14 protein-coding genes, 1 pseudogene and 1 riboswitch are annotated in these 20,345 nt (G+C 50.9%); of the genes and pseudogenes, 7 read left to right on the plus strand and 8 right to left on the minus strand.

What is annotated here, in order from left to right:
* Nucleotides 1-82: 82 nt before the first annotated feature.
* From rlmD to CHL1_RS09295, 5 genes are all read right to left on the minus strand, one after another.
* A complete protein-coding gene (rlmD, locus tag CHL1_RS09275) occupies nucleotides 83-1,450 on the minus strand; it encodes a 23S rRNA (uracil(1939)-C(5))-methyltransferase RlmD (RefSeq protein WP_250932486.1) in 1,368 nt (455 codons plus the stop codon).
* Between the two features lie 26 nt (nucleotides 1,451-1,476).
* On the minus strand, nucleotides 1,477-1,851 hold the full coding sequence (locus CHL1_RS09280) for a metal-dependent transcriptional regulator (protein ID WP_070372282.1): 375 nt from the start codon (nucleotides 1,849-1,851) through the stop codon (nucleotides 1,477-1,479).
* The gene (locus CHL1_RS09285) at nucleotides 1,823-3,805 is read right to left on the minus strand and encodes a YgiQ family radical SAM protein (protein ID WP_250932488.1); all 1,983 of its coding nucleotides are present in this window, start codon (nucleotides 3,803-3,805) and stop codon (nucleotides 1,823-1,825) included. Before CHL1_RS09285 ends, CHL1_RS09280 begins: the two co-directional genes overlap by 29 nt.
* A gap of 32 nt (nucleotides 3,806-3,837) precedes the next feature.
* The gene (cobS, locus tag CHL1_RS09290; protein WP_250932490.1) at nucleotides 3,838-4,611 is read right to left on the minus strand and encodes an adenosylcobinamide-GDP ribazoletransferase; all 774 of its coding nucleotides are present in this window, start codon (nucleotides 4,609-4,611) and stop codon (nucleotides 3,838-3,840) included.
* Between the two features lie 165 nt (nucleotides 4,612-4,776).
* Nucleotides 4,777-5,052, minus strand: coding sequence for an HPr family phosphocarrier protein (locus CHL1_RS09295; protein WP_148637829.1), 276 nt, complete (start codon nucleotides 5,050-5,052; stop codon nucleotides 4,777-4,779).
* 169 nt (nucleotides 5,053-5,221) lie between these two features.
* Here CHL1_RS09295 and CHL1_RS09300 point away from each other — a divergent pair, with 169 nt between their 5' ends.
* From CHL1_RS09300 to CHL1_RS09320, 5 genes are all read left to right on the plus strand, one after another.
* Nucleotides 5,222-5,434 (plus strand): DUF1858 domain-containing protein, encoded by a 213-nt coding sequence (locus CHL1_RS09300; RefSeq protein ID WP_250932492.1) that lies wholly within the window; start codon nucleotides 5,222-5,224, stop codon nucleotides 5,432-5,434.
* A gap of 278 nt (nucleotides 5,435-5,712) precedes the next feature.
* Nucleotides 5,713-5,888, plus strand: a riboswitch (Lysine riboswitch).
* Nucleotides 5,889-6,155: 267 nt separating this feature from the next.
* Nucleotides 6,156-7,154, plus strand: coding sequence for an aspartate-semialdehyde dehydrogenase (locus tag CHL1_RS09305; RefSeq protein WP_250932493.1), 999 nt, complete (start codon nucleotides 6,156-6,158; stop codon nucleotides 7,152-7,154).
* 312 nt (nucleotides 7,155-7,466) lie between these two features.
* Nucleotides 7,467-8,345, plus strand: coding sequence for a 4-hydroxy-tetrahydrodipicolinate synthase (gene dapA, locus CHL1_RS09310; RefSeq protein WP_228879620.1), 879 nt, complete (start codon nucleotides 7,467-7,469; stop codon nucleotides 8,343-8,345).
* Between the two features lie 9 nt (nucleotides 8,346-8,354).
* Nucleotides 8,355-9,110: a 4-hydroxy-tetrahydrodipicolinate reductase gene (dapB, locus tag CHL1_RS09315; protein ID WP_250932495.1), complete on the plus strand. Its 756-nt coding sequence runs from the start codon at nucleotides 8,355-8,357 to the stop codon at nucleotides 9,108-9,110.
* Nucleotides 9,111-9,630: 520 nt separating this feature from the next.
* Entirely contained in the window at nucleotides 9,631-10,836 is a 1,206-nt protein-coding gene (locus tag CHL1_RS09320; protein ID WP_070372290.1) for an aspartate kinase, read from the plus strand.
* An 83-nt stretch (nucleotides 10,837-10,919) separates the two neighbouring features.
* Here CHL1_RS09320 and CHL1_RS09325 read toward each other — a convergent pair whose 3' ends face one another.
* From CHL1_RS09325 to CHL1_RS09335, 3 genes and pseudogenes are all read right to left on the minus strand, one after another.
* The gene (locus CHL1_RS09325) at nucleotides 10,920-11,192 is read right to left on the minus strand and encodes a late competence development ComFB family protein (RefSeq protein WP_070372291.1); all 273 of its coding nucleotides are present in this window, start codon (nucleotides 11,190-11,192) and stop codon (nucleotides 10,920-10,922) included.
* Between the two features lie 138 nt (nucleotides 11,193-11,330).
* On the minus strand, nucleotides 11,331-11,945 hold the full coding sequence (locus CHL1_RS09330) for an HD-GYP domain-containing protein (RefSeq protein ID WP_420840495.1): 615 nt from the start codon (nucleotides 11,943-11,945) through the stop codon (nucleotides 11,331-11,333).
* A 24-nt stretch (nucleotides 11,946-11,969) separates the two neighbouring features.
* Nucleotides 11,970-13,090, minus strand: a pseudogene (locus CHL1_RS09335) (sensor domain-containing diguanylate cyclase); the annotation flags it as partial.
* Between the two features lie 390 nt (nucleotides 13,091-13,480).
* Here CHL1_RS09335 and CHL1_RS09340 point away from each other — a divergent pair.
* Nucleotides 13,481-17,347, plus strand: coding sequence for a non-ribosomal peptide synthetase (locus CHL1_RS09340; RefSeq protein ID WP_250932501.1), 3,867 nt, complete (start codon nucleotides 13,481-13,483; stop codon nucleotides 17,345-17,347).
* Nucleotides 17,229-20,195 (plus strand): amino acid adenylation domain-containing protein, encoded by a 2,967-nt coding sequence (locus CHL1_RS09345; RefSeq protein WP_250932503.1) that lies wholly within the window; start codon nucleotides 17,229-17,231, stop codon nucleotides 20,193-20,195. The genes CHL1_RS09340 and CHL1_RS09345 overlap by 119 nt, the downstream gene beginning before the upstream one ends.
* The last annotated feature ends 150 nt before the right edge of the window (nucleotides 20,196-20,345 follow it).

Raw genomic sequence — 20,345 nt, forward strand, 5'->3', positions numbered from 1 at the left:
ACAGATATTTTCACGATTTTCACACATCAGATTTTTACTCTGAAATCCCGGAAAGCTTTTATTTCAAGGCTTTTCTACACTCTTACTTATCTACCCTTGACATCAATACTACCGTCTCAACGTGACCAGTTCCCGGGAACAGATCCACCGGCTGAACGGTTTTAATAGCATAGCCAGCTTCGGTTATAAACTTTAAATCCCGGGCCAGGGTTGAGGGGTTACAGGATACATAGATAAGCTTGGGGGTGCCCAACTCGCTGATGGCTTGCAGCAAGGATTCGTCACAGCCTTTTCGAGGCGGATCGAGAACGATCAGATCGGGTTTGACTCCTTCATCTTTGATGATCTTGAGCATTTCATCTTCAGCCCGACCCAAAAAGAAGCGGGCATTGTCGATCTGATTGAGGCCAGCGTTTTCCCGGGCATCAAGAACTGCATCGCCGACGCTTTCAATCCCGATGACCTGTTTGGCCTGAGCCGCCAGATAAAGCCCGATGGTGCCGGTACCGCAATAGAGATCAAAGATGGTTTCTGTGCCGGTCAAGGCAGCAGCCGACTTGATGGCATCATAGAGTTTTTCTGTCTGCAGCGAATTGACCTGAAAGAAGGAGTTTGGTGAAATCGAAAAACTGAGATCCCCGATCTGCTCCACCAGTCGGGCCGCCCCGTAGACGCAGAGACTTTTTTTGCCCAGAATGACATTGCCTTTTTCCCGGTTGATGTTGGCGTAAATACTTTTGACATTGGGAATTCCGGCGACGATGCCCTCAATAATGGCCTGACGTTGACTTAACTCCTTACCGTTAATGATCAGGGTGATCATGTTTTCGCCCTGGAGGTTGGTACGCTGCAACACCCCCCGGAGATAACCCTTGTGGGTGCGCTCATCATAGATGCTTAAATTCAATTCCTGAACCAGAGCATTGATGGTTTTGATGGCCGCCGCTGCTGATTCCGGCTGGTTGAGGCAATCGTCAATATGAACCAGCTGATGAGATCTTTTGGCATAAAAACCCATTCCCTTGCGATCCAGTTTAAATTGTGCCTTATTGCGGTAGCGTAACGGATCTTCCATGCCGATAATCGGCGCCACTTCGAGCTCTTTAAAGCCCCCAATCCGTTGGAGTGCATCCCCCACCATCTTGGCCTTGGCCTTAAGTTGGCCCGGATAACTCATATGGCGGATCTGACAGCCGCCGCATTGGTCAAAATAGGAACAATCCGGGGTGACCCGAACGGGTGATGCCTGGCTGATTGACAGTAGTTTTCCCTGGGCGTAGGTTTTTTTGACATTCTTGATCTCCACCTCCACCACATCACCGGGCAGGCCACCGTCGACAAAGACAATCATGTTATCAAGCCGACCCACCCCTTCCCCACTATGGGTAATATCAATCAATTCCATGGAATACTGCTGTCCAACTTCTAACGGGTTGCTTGTTTCGTTCATTCTTACTTCCTTAATTTTCTTATTTTTTATTGCTCGAGATAAGCCTTCATTTTTTCGAAGGTTTCATCCGAGATAATATGCTCAATACCGCAGGCATCCTGTTCCGCATTGGCCAGGGACACATCCAGGGCTTTGACCAGAAACTCGGTAATCAGCCGATGCTTTTCATAAACCTTTACCGCCCGGCTTTTTCCAGTTTCGGTGAGATAGATCTGGCCATAGCGTTCATGTTCCACATAGCCTAATTCCTTAAGCTTGCGAACCGCATCATTGGCACTGGCCTTACTGACCTTGAGTTCCAGGGCAACATCGGTAATCCGTACCCCTTTGCCGTGTTTTTGACTCTCCAGATAAATGGTTTCGATATAATCCTCAATGGATTCTGTTAATTTTTTTTCCATTTTTACCTCTGCTTTTATCTTTTTGATTTATTTTTGATTGCTTTGCCTGAGCTGGCTTGGCAGGTCTGGTTTTATTGGTTTTTTTAGCCTGGGGTGACTGCGATTCGGATTTTTTTACCTTAGCCGGAATCAGTGCTTTTTTCCCTGTGCCGATTAAATCGTCCCGATAGGCTTTGGTCAGGGCCTCATGCACCAGCAGATAATTCTCCCGTTTGTTATACTGCACCAGCGCCCGCTGCATGTTTTTTTCCCGGCCCTTGGGTACATAAACCGCTTCCATCGTCAGCGGGTTGACACCAGTATGGTACATGGCCGTTGCCACCGAACCCGGTGTCGGGTAAAAATCCTGAACCTGTTCCGGGAAAAAGCCCATCTCCCGGATGTACTCCGCCAGCTTGACAGCATCCTGGAGGGTGCAGCCGGGATGGCCAGTAATGAAATAGGGCAATACAAACTGGTTTTTGCCCAGCTGCCCATCAATCTGTCTAAACTGCCGGACAAAGTTTTCATAGACGTTAAAGGCCGGTTTGCCCATGTGAGCAAGCACCGTATCGGATACATGTTCCGGAGCCACCCGCAGCTGGCCGCTGATATGGTGCTCCACCAATTCCCGAAAAAAAGCCTTGTCCGGGTCCAGCGCCAGATAATCATAGCGGATTCCCGAACGGATAAACACTTTCTTGATTCCCGGCAGTTTCCGGACTGCCCGGAGTGTCTCCAGATACGGCTTGTGGCTGGGATCAATGTTTTTGCAGGGGGTTGGAGCCAGACACTCCCGATCTTTGCAGTAACCCCGGACTGCCTGCTTTTTACAGGCCAGATGGGAAAAATTGGCCGTCGGTCCGCCGATGTCGTGGATGTAGCCCTTAAAATCAGGCTCTTTTGTCATTCGTTTGGCTTCCCGGACAATTGAATCGCGGCTGCGCATCTGGACATATTTGCCCTGATGTATGGCCAGGGCACAAAAGGTGCAGTTGCCATAGCAGCCCCGGTTGGCAGTGATACTGAACTTGACTTCGTTAAGCCCCGGCACACCCCCGACCGGATCATAGGCGGGATGCCAGCGATAGGTAAAGGGCAGATCATACAGATCATCAAACTCCGCCTGGGAAAGCGGCGGTTGGGGCGGGTTCTGCCACAGATAACGGTTGCCGGTGGGCTGAATATAGACCTGTGGGTCATGGGCATTATTGCTCTGATAAATCTGGGCAGTCGCCTCGGTATAGGCCTTTGTATCGGCGCTGACACTCTCGGTGGACGGCAGCATAACGCCTTCCCCGGCTTCCCGGCTGATTACCGCTGTGCCCCGGATATGGGTCAGCTGATGTACCGGAATGCCAGCTTCCAGATTTTCGGCAATCTCAAGTATCGCCCGTTCGCCCATGCCATAGACCAGCAGATCGGCCCGGGAATCAAAAAGAATCGGCCGTCTTACTTTCTCCTGCCAGTAATCGTAATGAGCGAAGCGCCGCAGGCTGGCTTCGATTCCACCAATAATCAACGGGATTTCACCAAAATTTTCACGAATCTTGCCGCAATAGACAATTGTGGCCCGATCCGGCCGCAGTCCGGCTTTACCTCCGGGGGCATAAACATCTTCCTGGCGGCGTTTTTTGTTGACGGTGAAATGATTGACCATCGAATCAAGGTTGCCAGCAGTGACCAGAAACCCCAGCCGGGGGGCGCCCAGCTGCATAAAATCGGCGTTTTCCTGCCACTTGGGCTGAGCAATAATCCCCACTGAAAAACCCCGGGACTGGAGCACCCGGCCGATAATCGCCGCCCCAAAGGAGGGATGATCGACATAGGCATCGCCAGTCACGAGTATAAAATCGCATTGGGTAATACCCTGGGCCTGCATTTCTTTTTTGGACATTGGCAGGAACCCCTTATTTTCTTTGGGGGTTTTATCGGCTCGGACTTTTTGCCCGGAATCCTTGCTTGACTTATTCATTCATACCCTTTCTTAATAATTTTTCACATTTTTTATATTAAACCGCTAAAAAGATTGAAATATGCCGGGAAGTTAATCAGGATGATTGCAAAGACCACCATAAAAAAGGTCTGGTTAAGTTCAATGGTCATCCCGATGGTGTCACCTGTCATCCCGCCGATTTTGTGCTGGAGATTTTTCATCAATAGCAGCGCTGGCAAGAGACAAATCACCGCTGTCAGTAGTCCTGGCAGACCCAGAATCAGGGTGGCATAACCCAGTAGCAGCACCAGATAGATAATAAAATGGTGGAGCTGGGTCATTTCCACAAAGCGTTTGCCCAAACCGCCACCGCCAGGGGCATAGGTCGAAAAGCAGGTCGACATGATCGCCATCGTTCGACCAAACACCGGCATCACCAGCAGGGCACTGCTGTATTCCGGCAGAATCATCGTATAAGCCATCCAATTGGTTAAAATAATCAGGATCAGTCCAATGGCGCCAAAGGCTCCAAGGCGGCTGTCTTTCATGATTTCCATCATCTTTTCCCGATCCCGGGCTGAGAACAGGGCGTCGGTGGTATCCGCAAAGCCGTCCAGATGAAGGCCGCCAGTAAGCCAGATATAGGCAATCACCATCAGCAGCGCCTGCAGCTGAACAAAGTGGATCAATGAAAACAGCTGGGCCGCTCCATACAGCACCACCCCGATAAAAACCCCCACCAGAGGAATCAGAATCATCGACTCATAAAACTCCTCGGCACTGACATCATTAAGCTTGATTGGGATGCGGGTAAAAAAAGATATTGCAATCAGTAGTTTTCTCATGTTGTTCTCCAAATATACTCTTAAAAATTCATAGTTTTTTGTTGTTTTAAAAATTAACACTGAGCTTACGCCAGTTTTTCCCGAAAAAAGAAAAGCATGAATTTGCATTCATACTTTATCCGGCCATGGTTTCTGAATTTTTGTTTTTAAAAGATTTTTATTATCTTAAACTTCATCCACAAAATCAAAACGATTTTCAATCATTTGTTTCAATTGTTCAATGGCCCGCTTTTCGTCATCGCCATTCGCTTCGATTTGTATCTCGTCACCTTTTTGAACAGCTAAAATCATCACACCCATAATGCTTTTGGCATTAACCCGGGTTGTTTCTTTTTTGATATAGATTTCGCTTTTAAACTCATTGGCTTTTTGGACAAAAAGAGAGGCTGGTTTTGCATGGAGTCCGGCCTTGTTATCAACGATTACTTTATCAACTATCACAATAATCCACCCCTTTACTATAAAATTCCCCTATGTTAGTATTATAACCCTAGACTGCAATTTTAGCAAGTCAACGACTTTTATTTCTTTTTAACTTGTAAAATCTTTTTTTAAGTTTTATAATGTATCATATGTCAAATGTGATTAACACTTTGCGGAGGTGAAAAAAATGAAAGTTACTAAAGATATGGGTATCCTTGATGCCGTTAACGCATATCCGGATTCTGTCAACGTCTTCCAGGCTTATGGCATGCATTGTTTTGGTTGTATGGCGGCACGTTTTGAAAGTATTGAAGAAGGCGCATTGGCCCACGGGATTGATGTTGACAACTTGATTAAATCAATCAATGACGCCATCGACGCGGTTGATCTGACAAAATAGTTTAAGCAAAATTAGCAACGTATTTTAACAGTACGTTACTCTATCTATCAAAAAGTTAAAGTAGTACCGACAATTGTTACATCATATTGTACGCATCGGAGCGGACACGGCGTAGCCTGTCCGATTCCGCGACGAACAACAGATTAACAATTGGTCGGTACGGTAGTTTAGAGCCAACCTTAGCAACGTATTTTAACCAATACGTTGCTTTTTTTTATTTTATTTATATTTTTCCCTTGAAATCACCAGGAATAATTGTTACAATGGTCAGAATCGAATACAACGATAGAGGTGCGGACTTTAAGATTAACGGCGGTGACCATGGCTAATGGGATGACACGTTGTGAAAGGAAAGCTCGCCGAAGGATCATGTTTTGCCAACCTTGTTCCTGGGCTTACTGTTAAGAGCAGTGAGACTGTCATCATTTTTTAATGATGGAGTGCTATCTAAAACCCAATGGAAGCTTTTTTGAGTGTTTTCTTTGTTTTTTAGCCGGTACCCGTTACCGGCTTTTTTTTAATTTCAAATGGAAGATTGCGAAAGGGATAAACACCTAACAATGATTGCTTTGGGTTCAGTTTCCACAAACAATTGAGTAACGTGTAGGCGAACTGGCGATAGCCTGTACGCCGTACAGTGTAGCAATTGTTTCGTGGGAAACTGAATCCAAAGCTCACGGCACTTTCGCAATTAACTATAATTTCAATTTTTGGAGGTACTATGAAATCTTATAATGTTGCAGTTGTTGGCGCCACCGGTATGGTGGGACAGAAAATGCTTCAGGTCCTGGCGGAACTTAAGTTCCCGGTCAAGAACCTGTATCCGATGGCATCGAAACGATCGGCTGGCAAAGAAATTATTTTTAACGGAAAACCCTACGTGGTTCAGGAGCTTTGTGATGAAGCCTTTGACCAGGATATTGATATTGCCCTATTCTCGGCCGGTGGTGACACCAGTGAACGATTCTCGCCGGTGGCGGCAGCTAAAGGCGTCATCGTCATTGACAACAGCAGCGCCTTCCGGATGGACCCAACCGTCCCCCTGGTGGTACCGGAAGTCAACCCCGAAGATCTGGACTGGCATAAAAACATCATTGCCAATCCCAACTGCTCGACGATCCAGGCGGTGGTGGCTTTAAAACCACTCTATGATGCCTTCGGTATCGACCGGATTGTCTATTCCACCTACCAGGCCGTGTCCGGTTCCGGGGTCAAGGGCTATGCCGATCTGGAAGGCGGAATCAAGGGCGAAGCCAATGCCTTCTACCCCCATCCGATTGCCTATAACGTCCTGCCCCACATCGATTCCTTCCTCGACAATGGCTATACCAAGGAAGAAATGAAGATGATCAACGAAACCCGCAAAATCCTCCATGACGACAGCCTGCGGATCACCGCCACCACGGTCCGGGTGCCGGTTTTCTACAGCCACAGCGAAAGCGTCAACGTCGAGCTGAAAAAACCCTTCGAGCTGGACGCCGTCCGCAAGCTTTTCAGCGACGCCCCGGGGATTGTCCTCCAGGATGACCCGGCCAACAACGTCTACCCGCTGGCCCGCACCGCTGAAAACACCGATGAGGTCTATGTCGGCCGACTGCGCCGCGATGAAAGCATCGCCAACGGCCTGAACCTCTGGGTCGTCGCCGACAACATCCGCAAAGGCGCCGCCTCCAACGCCGTCCAAATCGCCTTCGAACTGGCTAAACGGGGCCTGATCTAGGCTCATTAATTTAGTGCCGTTGGCTTTGCTACCGCTATACAGCAAACAGTTTCTACACTGTACGGCGGACAGGCTACCGCCTGTTCGCCTACACGTTACGAAACTGTTTCTGAATACCGGCATCAAAGCAATCAAGGTTATGCTCGTTAACGAACATAGATTAGAACACTAACCCAGTACCGACAATTGTTACATCATGTTGTACGCATCGGAGCGGACACGGCAAAGCCTGTCCGATTCCGCAGCGAACAACAGATTAACAATTGGTCGGTACGGTATTATACACAAAAACCACAATCAAAGGAGATTGAAATGAGTATTTTTACAGGAAGCTGTGTCGCCCTGGTGACCCCGTTTAAAGATGGGAAAGTTGATTTTGAACGCTTTCATAAGCTGATTGACTGGCAGATAGAAAAGAAAACCGATGCCATTCTGATTGCCGGCACCACCGGTGAAACCTCAACCCTGACTGATGATGAGCATCTGGCGCTGCTCCGGGATGCCGGTAAATACATCAACGGCCGGGTGCCCTTTGTGGCCGGAACAGGCAGTAATGACACTGCCTATTCGATCATGCTATCCCAGGAAGCCGAAAAAGCTGGTGCTGATGCCTGCCTGATTATCAACCCCTATTACAATAAATCGACCCAACGGGGCATCATCGCCCACATCACGGCCATTGCCAATGCCATCACGATTCCGGTGATCATCTATAATGTCCCCAGCCGTACCGGCATGAACATCTCGGTAGCCACCATTAAAGAGCTGAGCAAGATCCCCAATGTGGCGGCGGTTAAAGAAGCCAGCGGCGACATCAGCCAGGTCACTGAAATTGCCCGGGTCTGCGGCAATGACATTGACATTTACAGCGGTAATGACGACCATGTTCTGCCAATTATGGCGGTTGGCGGCAAGGGTGTGATCTCGGTCTCGGCCAATATTATCCCTGAAGACATGCACGAGCTGGTGGCTAGCTTTATGGCTGGGGATATCGAACGGGCCCGGGAACTGCAGTTTAAAACCAACCTGGTTAACCTGGCAATGTTCTATGAAACCAACCCGATTCCGGTTAAAACCGCCATGGGCCTGATGGGTCTGGATTCCGGTGAAATGCGACTGCCACTGATTGAGATGGAAGAAGCCAATAAAGCCAAACTAACTGCCGATTTAAAAACCTATGGTTTACTATAGGAGGTCGCAATGATCAATATTTTACTCAGCGGCGTCTCCGGCGCCATGGGTGGCACCCTGCAGCAGATCATTGCCGCCAACCCCGACACCCAGGTGGTGGCGGGCTTTGATCAGCAGGCGCTGACCACCCTGCCCTTTCCGGTTTACAATGATCTGACCAAATGTAACGAGGCGATCGATGTAATTATCGATTTTTCTCACTTTGCGGCCTTCCCGGCCATTTTCGGCTTTGCCCGGAGCCACAAAATCCCGATTGTGATCGCCACCACGGGCTTGTCTGAGGCTGATCTGGCCGCCATTGATGAAGGGGCCAAGGAATTTCCGGTCTTTAAAACTGCCAACCTGTCATTAGGCATCAACCTGATTGCCAAGATGCTGACCGAAATGGTTGCCAAACTGGAGCAAGGCTTTGACATTGAAATTATTGAGAAGCACCACAATAAAAAGCTGGATGCCCCCAGCGGCACCGCCCTGCTTTTGGCCGACGCTATCAACGACGGTCTGGCCACCAAAAAAGACTACACTTACGGCCGTTACGGCCGGGATGCCAAACGCAGCGACAACGAGCTGGGCATCCACGCCATCCTTGGCGGCACCATCCCGGGTGAACACTCGGTGATCTTTGCCGGTAATGACGAAATCATCGAAGTCAACCACATTGCCCTGTCCAAAAAAGTATTTGCCGAAGGCGCTGTCAAAGCCGCCCAATTCCTGGTCGGCCAGGCCCCTGGCCGCTATGACATGGCCATGGTCGTCAACGACTAGTTGACGACCATGGCCCTCAAGGCGCTTATATTAAGTACTGTTAGCCTAGCTACTGGTTTTCATAAAGCAATTTCTACACTGTACGGCGTACAGGCTATCGCCAGTTCGCCTACACGTTACGAAATTGATTATGAAACCCCTATCCAGGCAATTGAGTCTAGCTGTAAGCGCCTAAAAAAAAGCACGCACCAGTACCGTTAACAAGAAAACACTGTTTTTAATTCTTACCTTGAATCGTGAAACGTTTTGTATTATACCCAAGTAGTACCGACAATTGTTACATCATGTTGTTCGCATCGGAGCGAACAGGTTGATAAACCTGTCCGATTCCGCAGCGAACAACAGATTAATAATTGGTCGGTACGGTATTAAGATGCAACCCCCGATCTTAAGACCTCCGTGTAAGAATTACAGAGAACCGTATCGGTACGGTATTTCACATCGCTCCCCACACCATTAACAGAAAGGATCACATAACAGTCGACTTATCATAGCTGCTACTGATTTAGAGGTTCATCACATGAATATTGTTGTGCAGAAATACGGCGGAACCTCAGTAGGTTCCACCGAACGGATTATAAATGTTGCCAAGCGCATCATTGCCAAAAAACAAAGCGGCCATCAGGTTGTTGTGGTGGTTTCCGCCATGGGCAAAACCACCGATGATCTGGTCAAGCTGGCTTATGACATCAACCCCACCCCCCCCAAGCGAGAGCTGGATCGGCTTTTGTCCACCGGCGAGCAGATTTCCATTTCGCTGCTGTCGATGGCCCTGCAAGCCCTGGGTCACGACGCCATTTCCTTTACCGGCCCTCAAGTCGGCATCCGCACCAGCGGCCGCCATACCAAGTCCAGGATTGAAGGAATTGACACCACCAAGATTTTAGAATCGTTAAACGACGATAAAATTGTCATTATTGCCGGGTTTCAGGGCGTCAATGAAAATGATGATGTCACCACCCTTGGCCGGGGTGGGTCGGACACCAGTGCCGTGGCGCTGGCCTGTGTGCTTGAGGCCCCCTGCGAAATCTACACCGATGTCGAAGGCATCTACGGGGTTGATCCCCGGCTTTATCCCCAGGCCAAGAAGCTCGACACTGTATCTTACGAAGAAATGCTGGAAATGGCCAGCCTCGGCGCCGGGGTCATGCATCCCCGAGCCATTGAGTTGGGCAGCAAGTACGATACCCCCATCTGGGTCGCCTCCAGCGAACTGGAAATTCCCGGTACCATCATTACAAAAGGAGAAAACAACATGGAAGGACAATCCATCACCGGCGTGGCCATTGACAATGACGAAATTATGATCACCATCCGTGACGTTCCCTTTGACCGGAACATCACCTCCCAGTTTTTTAGTCAATTTGCCACCAAAAGCATTAACATCGATATGATCAGCCAAAGCGCCCCGATCGATGACCTGATCAATATTTCATTTACCGCCCCGGCTTCCGATCTGGCTGATGCCAAGAAAGTTCTGGCCGCTTTTCAGGACAAACACCCTGGCATCGGGGTGATTATCAACGAACAGGTTTCCAAGCTCTCAGTGGTTGGGATCGGGATGCGCAGCCAGTCCGGCGTCGCCGCCAAGTTTTTTTCCCTGCTGGCCGATAACAACATCCAGATGCTGATGATTACCACCTCCGAAATCCGGATCAGTTGTATCATTCCCGAAAAAGACAAGGATCTGGCAGTGACAGCTACCGCCCAGGCCTTCGATTTATAAAACGTATCGGATCACAAACAAAATAAGCCAGCATTTCAGACCCTGAGGTTTGAGATGCTGGCTTTTTATTGTTGGGCAGCGGTTTATGATTGTTTGGGATGACGGGGATTTTTTGAGACGATATCAATGGCCCGGGTCAGCTCGCTGGTCAGATCGGCCTTATGTTGGGTCGTCATTTCATCGATTTTAGAAAACAAGAGCCCTTCATGAGTCACAAAATAAGCGGGTTTTAGCTTGTTCAGGGCAATCGCTTTAATATCTTCAACACACAGCTCGCAGCGGCAAATATCCGGATACTGTTTGAGCATGTGTGGTAAAAATGAATCAACCGCATCCTCCATGTAATTTTTTAACATCTTTTCCCTCCAAAGTTTGTCGATTTAGTAATTGATTTTATCGATTCAGATAAACACTTTCCTGACATTAGTATACTATTAAAACAACGCCATTTCAACCGTTTTCAGCTCACGATTCGATATTTATTGTAAACATGACTAAATTTGCCTTTGCCCGCATCCCGTTTGCTCCGTCAGCACCCTGCTTACAAAAACCCCGGCAATGGTCGGGTCAAATTGGGTACCAGCGCCATGAACGATGGCATGAACCGCCTGACTGGGAGACAGGGCCGGATGATAGGGCCGGTCGCTGACCATCGCATCATAGGCTTCGGCAATGGCGATAATCCGGGCCAGCCGAGGAATTTTTTGGCCAGACAGACCCTTGGGGTAGCCACTGCCATCCCACCATTCGTGATGGCTAAGAATGGCTAGGGCAATTTCTACCATATCGGCGGCAATGTTGGTAATATGGTAACCGATTTCCGGGTGGCGTTTAATCGCCAGCCATTCTTCCGGGGTCAAGGTCCCGGTTTTATCGAGCAGGCCCGGGGCCAGGGTGACCTTGCCGATATCATGGAGCCGGGCCGCCCATTCCAGAGCTGCCAGCTCTTTTTCGCCCAGCCCCATGGCCTCTCCAATTTGCCGGGCATACTGGCTGACCATCTTGCCATGGTTTTTCTCAGCCCCGCATTTCTGATAAAGCGATGCCATAATCAGGTGGATGGTCGTGTCCCGAACCTGGGGTTTCATCTGTAGTTTATGTTTATACATGTAGTTTTCGGCGTTCTTAAAAACAGCCAGGACATCTTCGGACAGATTTTTTTTTGTGTCCCAGCCAAAGGCCATTGAAAGCATTCCCTGATCAACCGGGGCCAGGGCCACAGCCTGGTTCATCCGCTCGACGATTTTGGCGGTGGTTTCTGTATCGGTATTTGGTAGCAGCAATACAAATTCATCGCCGCCCCAGCGGGCCGCCACGTCGTTGGGGCGACAGAATTTTTGAGCATTTTACCGGCAGCATAGATCACCTGGTCGCCGGTCAGGTGGCCAAAGGCATCATTGATCATTTTTAAGTTGTTGATATCGCCCATGATAATCGATAGCGGAAAATGACGGCGGCCATCGATCCGCTTGAGTTCCTCTTCGAAATAGCGGCGGTTATAAAGGCCGGTCAGGTGATCATGGTAGCTAAGGTATTCAATCCGTTTATTTTGCGCCACCCGCTCGGAAACATCCCGAAAGATCAGCACCACCCCGGTGGTTGCCCCGTCTCCGTCTTTTACCGGGGTGGCACTGTCCTCGATATGAAAGCAATGGCCTTGGCGGTCCGTAATCACGGCATGGTGGGATGAGACGGTGCTGTGATCAGTTTTTAGGACCTCATCCACCGGATTGGAAACCTGATATTCGGGATTCTCATGGGACAGCTGAAAAACCAGCTCGAACCGTTTTCCCTGGGCCTCGTCACTTGACCAGCCGGTCAGTTCTTCGGCGACCCGGTTGAGCAGCGTCACCCGCTTCTCCAGATCAACCACGATAATGCCATCACCGACGCTTTTCATCACCCGGTCGAGATTTTTGTGACTGCTTTCTAACTGGTTGATCAGAAAATAAATCCCCGAGGCGACAAACAGCAGGATGCTGGCCCGCAGAATCGGCGCCATCAAGAATGCTCCCTGACTGAGATAATCCATGATGATGTGGAAGCCCCCCAGAAAAATCGCCACCTGAATGACGTAGCGTTTGTACCAGAGACCGACTAGCACAATCACCACATAAAAGAGGTGGGTGTAAACCACATCAATGCCTTTAAAGTAATTAAAATACACCGCCACAAATATCGTTCCCAGAAGACAGAGGCCGACGATGGTCATCCGGATTTGATGATTGGCGGTAATTGATTGCGATCTTTCCATAAATGTACCCTCTTTTCATTGCTTTGCTTGCCGGGACAATCACCGGTCGGTTGCTGCTGGCCTTTTTTAATTGGGACTGCTTCTTTAACAAACTGCGGCTGTCGATGCATTTTTGTTGTTTTGTCCCATGTATTTCGCTTTTTTTACTACTTTAACTAAACTTTTTTCTATTTTACCATAATAGCCCACCCCTGAACAGACTTTTAATCAACAAGCCTGTCTCTTTCCGCCGGGGTTTTTAATAATGCTTCGGGTGCTCAATCTAAAAAATAGTCTCGCCAAACAAATGTTATGATATAATAACAATAGAAAAAACTACGATCTCAGCAAAGCACCATCATTTTTGCTGGTTCTCATAAAATTTTGCATCCAGGAAGGAATAATTGCCCCATGAATGATCTTAACGACAAACAAGCCCAGCAAACCGCAAACGTTTCCGCCACCAGCGCAGCTGCCGCGGATGAGAGTCTTCGCTATTTCACCGGCATTTTTAGCGGACTGGAAATTGATTCCAAGCCGATTTATGATTTTCCCGAAAACTTAAGCCGCACGACCGTCCCCGAGGCCTGGGTGGGCAGCGATTTTTCCCGCCGCTTTGCCCCGGCGATAATCAATACCCGGCTGACTGCCGCTGGAATCACCGCCCCGGTACTTTTTTTGACGGCCTTTGCCTTCACCCTGGCCAAGTTTAGCGGCCAGGACGAAAGTGTTTTTGTATTTTGCCCAAGTGATAACGCCGATGGCATTTTGCCTATGTATCTTAAAATCGATGAAGACGCATCAATTAATGACTACCTTAAGACTGTTCAGACGAGCTTCTTAGAAACCCGCCGCCATAGTGGCTGCGCTTTTTCGCAGCTGGCCCGGGAGCTTAGTTTAAGCTCTGATCTGCGTTTTGTCTTTAATGAAAACCCGGAACAGCCGCTTGATCTTGGCCACGCCCATCTGGCTGCCGTGCTTGCGCCAAAGGGCGACAGCTTTTTTTTGCGCCTCCACTACCGGGCTGATCTTTACAAAGAAGAAACCATCCTCAGCTTTGCCGATCTGTTTGAGCGCACCATTGAGGGCTTGCTGACGGCTCCAACACTCTCGGCGATCACCCTGATTTCTGCGGCCGATACGCTGCGCTGTGAGGCCTTTAACCGCACGACCGTGCCCTACGACACCAGCCTGACGATGGTCTCGATGTTAAAAAACCAGGCCTTAAAAACCCCGGACAATATTGCCCTGGTCTATCAGGAGGTCAAACTTACCTATCGTGAGCTCGACGCTGTCACCGACCGACTGGCCAAACACATCAAAAGCTTTGGCATCGGCCGGGAAGATATTATCCCGATTCTGCTGCCCAAAAGCGAGCTGATGACAATTGCCTCCATTGGCGTGCTTAAGGCCGGGGCAGCCTATCAGCCGCTTGATCCCTCCTACCCCAGCGAGCGGCTGAGCTTTATGATTGGCGACACCAGCGCCCGACTACTGATTGCCGATGAAGCGCTGCTGGGACTGATCCCTGACTACAGCGGTCAGCTGATCCTGACCAAAGACATTAAGGATCTGCCAGACAGCACTGTGGTGCTGAGTGACCCTGCGCCTGAGGATCTGATGGTGATGCTCTACACCTCCGGCTCCACCGGGGTGCCCAAGGGCGTGATGCTGGAGCACCGCAACCTGGTCTGTTTCTGCCACTGGTACAACCGCTACTATGATCTGGACGAGACCGCCCGGGTGGCCGCCTATGCCAGCTTTGGTTTTGATGCCAATATGATGGACACCTATCCGGTCTTAACCGTGGGCGGCACCCTGCACATCATCGCCGATGAAATCCGTCTTGATCTGCTAAGGCTAAACGACTATTTTGAAGCCAATGGTGTCAGCCACATCTTTATGACCACCCAGGTGGGCCGCCAGTTTGCCGACACCATTACTAATCATTCACTTAAACACCTGTCGACCGGGGGCGAAAAGCTGGCCACCATCCACCCGCCCCATTATCATTTCCACAACCTCTACGGCCCCACCGAAACCGCCGTCATTGCCACCAGTTTTCTGGTTGATGGCGACTATGACAACATCCCGATTGGCAAGGCCCTCGATAACGTCAAAACCTACGTGGTTGACCGCTATAAACGAAAGCTGCCCATCGGCGTCCCCGGGGAGCTCTGTATTGCCGGGATGCATGTCGGCCGGGGCTACTTAAACCGCCCCGAGGCCACTGCCGCTGCCTTTGGGGTCAACCCCTTTTGTGATGTCGCCCCTGATGACCGGATCTATTATACCGGCGACATTGTCCGCTATCTGAGTGACGGCAACATCGAGTTTGTCGGCCGCCGGGATGCTCAGATCAAGATCCGCGGTTTCCGGGTCGAACTGACCGAAATTGAGGCGGTGATCCGCCAGTTCCCCGGTATTACCGATGCCACCGTGGTGGCCTATGATGACCCCAGCGGCGTCAAGTATATTGTCGCCTATGTGGTGGCCGAGATGCCGGTTGATGTCGCTGCATTAAACGCCTTTATCGAAGCCGAGAAGCCCCCCTATATGGTCCCGGCGGTAACGATGCAGTTAGAGGCCATTCCGCTTAACCAGAACCTGAAGGTCAATAAAAAGGCGCTGCCGCTGCCGGTTAAACAGCAGACTGATTTGACCCCACCGCAAAACCCCACCCAGAAACAGATCTTTGACTGCGTTGCCAAAATTCTCGGCCACGATCAGTTTGGCATTGCCACTGACTTGCAGGAAGCCGGGCTGACTTCAATTGGCACCGTGACCTTAAATGTGCGGCTGTCCCAGATCTTTGGGGTAGCGGTGCGGAACCGGGATCTGAAAGAACATAACACGGTTGCCAAACTGGAAACCTTCCTGACTGCCGCCGCAGCCACGACCCCGGATAACGATGCCCCCAAACTGACGGCCTATCCGCTGACCCAGACCCAGCTGGGCTTGTTTGTCGAATCGATGGCCAAACCCGATGAGCTGCTGTATCATATTCCCTTTTTGTTTAAGCTCCATCCCGATGTCAACCTGCCGCGGTTTAAAGCTGCCGTTGAAACGGCCATTTCGGCCCACGCCTACCTCAAAACCCGCTTCTTTATGGATGATGATGGCGAAATCATGCAGCGCCGCAGGGATGAGGCCCCCTTTACCCTGCGGATTCGGGATTATCTGGATCGCGACAAGCTGGTCACCCCCTTTAAACTGATTGATGGCCGACTCTTTAACGCCTCATTGTTTGCGACCAGAGACGGCAACTACTTCTTTATCGACATCCACCACAGCATCTGCGATGGCACTTCGCTGGTGATTTTAATTGAAGACATTAACCGGGCCTACGCCGGGCAGCCGGTGGAGCCGGAAAGCTACAGCTCTTTTGACGCCGCCCGGGACGAACAAATACGCCTGGCCAGCGCCGAGTACGCCCAGGCCGAGGCTTATTTTGCCGACCTGTTTTACGGCTGCGACACCCATTTTTTACCCGGCCCGGACAAAAGCGAGAGCGAAAAAACCCTTGGGATTGTCAGCCTGATCCCTGATCAGCTTACAGTCTCTGCCGTCGAGCACTACTGCGAAGCCCGGAAGATCACCCCCAACGCCTTTTTTGTCGGTCTGTTTGGTTACCTGCTGGGCCGCTACACGAATAAAAACCACAGCGTCTTTACGACCATCTACAATGGCCGCAGCGATTCCCGGACGGCCCGGTCGATGGGGATGTTCGTTAAAACCCTGCCGGTTACCTGCTGGCTCGATGCCCCGGCCAGTGCGCTGTTTACCGCCACCAAAAATCAGCTTATCGACAGTATGGATCACGATCTCTATTCCTTTGCACAAATCAGCCGGGCCTTTGGCATCTCAGCCGAAGCGATGTTTGTTTATCAGGGCGATAACTTTGAGTTTGAGACCCTGGCCGGTCTCCCCACCGAAGCCCTGGAGGTGATGAGCGAAGGGGTCATTGCCGCCATTTCGGTGGAAGTCTCAATCCGGGAGGGCCGCTACTATTTCCGGGCCACCTTTGAGAGTAACCGCTACGAGGACAGCTCGATGGATGCCCTGCTAGCCAATCTGGCACTGGCCGCAAAACAGGTTCTGACCACGGACGATCTCAATCAGATAAGGCTGCTCTTTGATGAGCCGCGGGAGATGGTCAATGACCCCCGTTTTTACGGCCACACCTTTGTCGATCTGTTTACGGATGCGGTACGCCCAATATCCCGAGCAAACAGCTATTGCCGACCGCAAGGGCAGCATCAGCTATGCCCAGCTTGACGCCGCTTCGGATGCGCTGGCGGTGCAGCTGCTTGGCGCCGGGGTCAAAAAAGGTGACTTTGTCGGCGTCCTGTCGGGCCGCACTCGGGAATTTTTAATTGGTGTCATTGCCACCATGAAGGCTGGCGCCGCCTATGTGCCGCTTGACCCCGAGTACCCGGAAGACCGGCTGCGCTATATGCTTTCCGACTCAGCGGCCGATATTTTGCTTTATGTCGATGACTACCAGCACCTGACCCGCTTTTTCCCGAACAGGCTAGTCAGTCTGGATGCCGTCACCGCCAGCGGTTTTTTGCCGGCTGATAAAAGCTGGCAGACCGCCAAACCCACCGGCAGCGATCTGGCCTATATGATCTACACCTCCGGCTCCACCGGCAAGCCCAAGGGGGTAATGATTGATCACGCCAACCTCAGCAATCTGATCATGAACGAAACCATCAATCAGCAGGTCAGTGAGCAGACCCGCTGCGCCCAGTATTCGAGCTTCTGCTTTGATGCCTCGGTCTTGGGGATCTTCCCCTATCTGGCAAACGGTGCCCTGGTCTATCTGTTTGCCGAAGACGACCGCAAGGATGCCGTCAAGGTCTGTCAGATTCTAAAAGATGAGGCCATCAACGTGGCCATCTTCCCGACCCAGATGGGCGAAATCATCATTGACAGCCTGACTGGTGACTGTAGCCTGACCCATATCATCGTCGGTGGCGAAAAGCTTAAGCATTATTACGACCGGCCCTATACCGTTGTCAATGCCTATGGCCCCACCGAAAGCACGGTGGAGACCACCTTCTTTAATGTCGATCAGGAATACCGCAATATTCCGATTGGCAAGTCACTAATCAACGTCCGCTCTTATGTGGTCGATGACCAGCTTGTGCCGGTGCCGATCGGGATGCCCGGCGAACTCTGCCATGCCGGTCGCCAGATTGCCCAGGGCTATCACAACCTGCCCGAAAAAACCGCTGCCGCCTTTGTCCCCAGTCCCTTTGCCAGCGGCCCTGATGATGGGGTACTCTACCGCACCGGCGATATGGTAAGGCGCCGGGGCGACGGCCTGATTGAGTACATCGGCCGGATCGATTCCCAGGTTAAGATCCGGGGCTATCGGATTGAGCTGTCAGAAATTGAAGGGGCGATGCTGGCCCACCCGGGCATCAAGGAAACTGCCGTGACGGTGCTTGAGCAAAGCGGCAACCAGTACATTATCGGTTACTATACCGGGCCGGAAGAAGCGCTTGACCCCAAGGTCTGGCACCATCTGCTGCTTTCGCAGCTGCCCGAATACATGATTCCGACCTTTTATGTCCTGCTTGACACGATGCCGCTGACCCCCGGCGGCAAAGTCGATAAAAAAGCCCTGCCCCAGCCGGAAACCGGGATTAAGACCGCCGACTATCTGGCCCCGGAAACGGCGCTGGAAAAACAACTGGCCGAAATTTTCGCCACCACCCTGGGACTGGAAACCGTCTCGGTGCTGGACGATTTCTTTGCCATCGGCGGCACCTCAATCTCGGCCACCAAGGTGGCGATGAAGTGCCTGAGCCTGCAGATCCCGCTGGCCTACGCTGACCTGTTCGAGTACAAAACGGTCAAGCAATTGGCGGCCTTTGTTGAAAAACACGTCGCCGCAGCAATTGACCCCAATGACCGCATTAAAAACTTTGACTACCCGGCGCTGGCGCAAGTGCTGGCGGCCAATACGCCCGACAGTCTCCCCGGCCTTAACACCAGCCCGCTGGGTGACATTATTTTAACCGGTGCCACCGGCTTTCTGGGGGCCCATATCCTAAAGGAATTCCTGGACCATTATGACGGCAGCGTCACCTGCTTTATCCGTCAGGGCAAGGCCCGGTCGTTACAGCAACGGATTGAAACGATGCTGGTCTACTATTTTGACCGCGATTATGCCGAGCTTTTTGGCAGCCGGATCTTCTGTGTTGAGGGCGATATCACCAATTTAGATAGTGTGATGGCGCTATCTGATGTAGCGGCCGATACGGTGATTAACTGCGCCGCCTGTGTTAAGCATTTTGTGGCCGATGATACGCTTGAGAAAATCAATGTCGAGGGGGTAGAAAACCTGGTGGCACTGTGCCTGAAAACCGGCAAGCAGCTGATTCAGGTTTCTACCGTCAGCATCGCCGGCGAAGGCATCAATGGCGCCCCTCCCCGGGAGAAACGGATTAACGAAAACGAGCTCTACTTTTCCCAGAGCCTTGAAAACGCCTATGTCCACTCCAAGTTTCTGGCTGAGCGGGCGGTACTTTCGGCCATCGCCAAGGACGGCCTGCGCGGTAAGATCATGCGGGTCGGCAATCTGATGAGCCGCAACAGCGACGGCGAGTTCCAGATCAACTTCCTCCACAACGGCTTTATGCGGGGGCTCAAGGGCTATAAGATTCTAAAATGCTTCCCCGTCGGGGGGCTGAGTCAGGCGGTTGAGTTTTCACCGATTGATCTGACCGCCCAGGCGATTTTAAGGCTGTCCCAGACCAACCGCGACCTGACGGTGTTTCACCCCTACAATAACCACACCGTCTATATGGCTGATGTACTGGCCGAAATGAACGCCTACGGCTTTGCCATTAAGGTGGTCTCTGATGCCGACTTTGACGCCGCCCTGCGGGCCGGAATGGCCGATGCCGAGGTGGCCCCGGCGATTTCCGGGCTGATTGTCTATTTAAACAGTGATACCGTTAATCACATCTACCCGATTGACCCCGAAAACCACTTTACCACCGAAGTGCTCTACCGGATCGGCCACCGCTGGCCGCTGACCAACGAAATCTATCTGCATAAGTCCATTGCCGCCCTGGATGGGCTGGGCTTCTTTGATATTGACGAAAATTAAGGGCCTAAAAAACAGGCCGCAGCACATCGCTGCGGCCTGTTCTTGTCGGTACTGAGTTATCTTATGTTGCTGTCTGAAGCCGGTCACCCGGCTATTTTTGTTGCATCCGTTTTTCACCCTTCACAAAAATGCCCCGCTTGTCAAGCCGAT

Origin of the sequence: Acetobacterium wieringae (genome assembly GCF_023700225.1) — a bacterium.
Lineage (GTDB): Bacteria > Bacillota > Clostridia > Eubacteriales > Eubacteriaceae > Acetobacterium > Acetobacterium wieringae.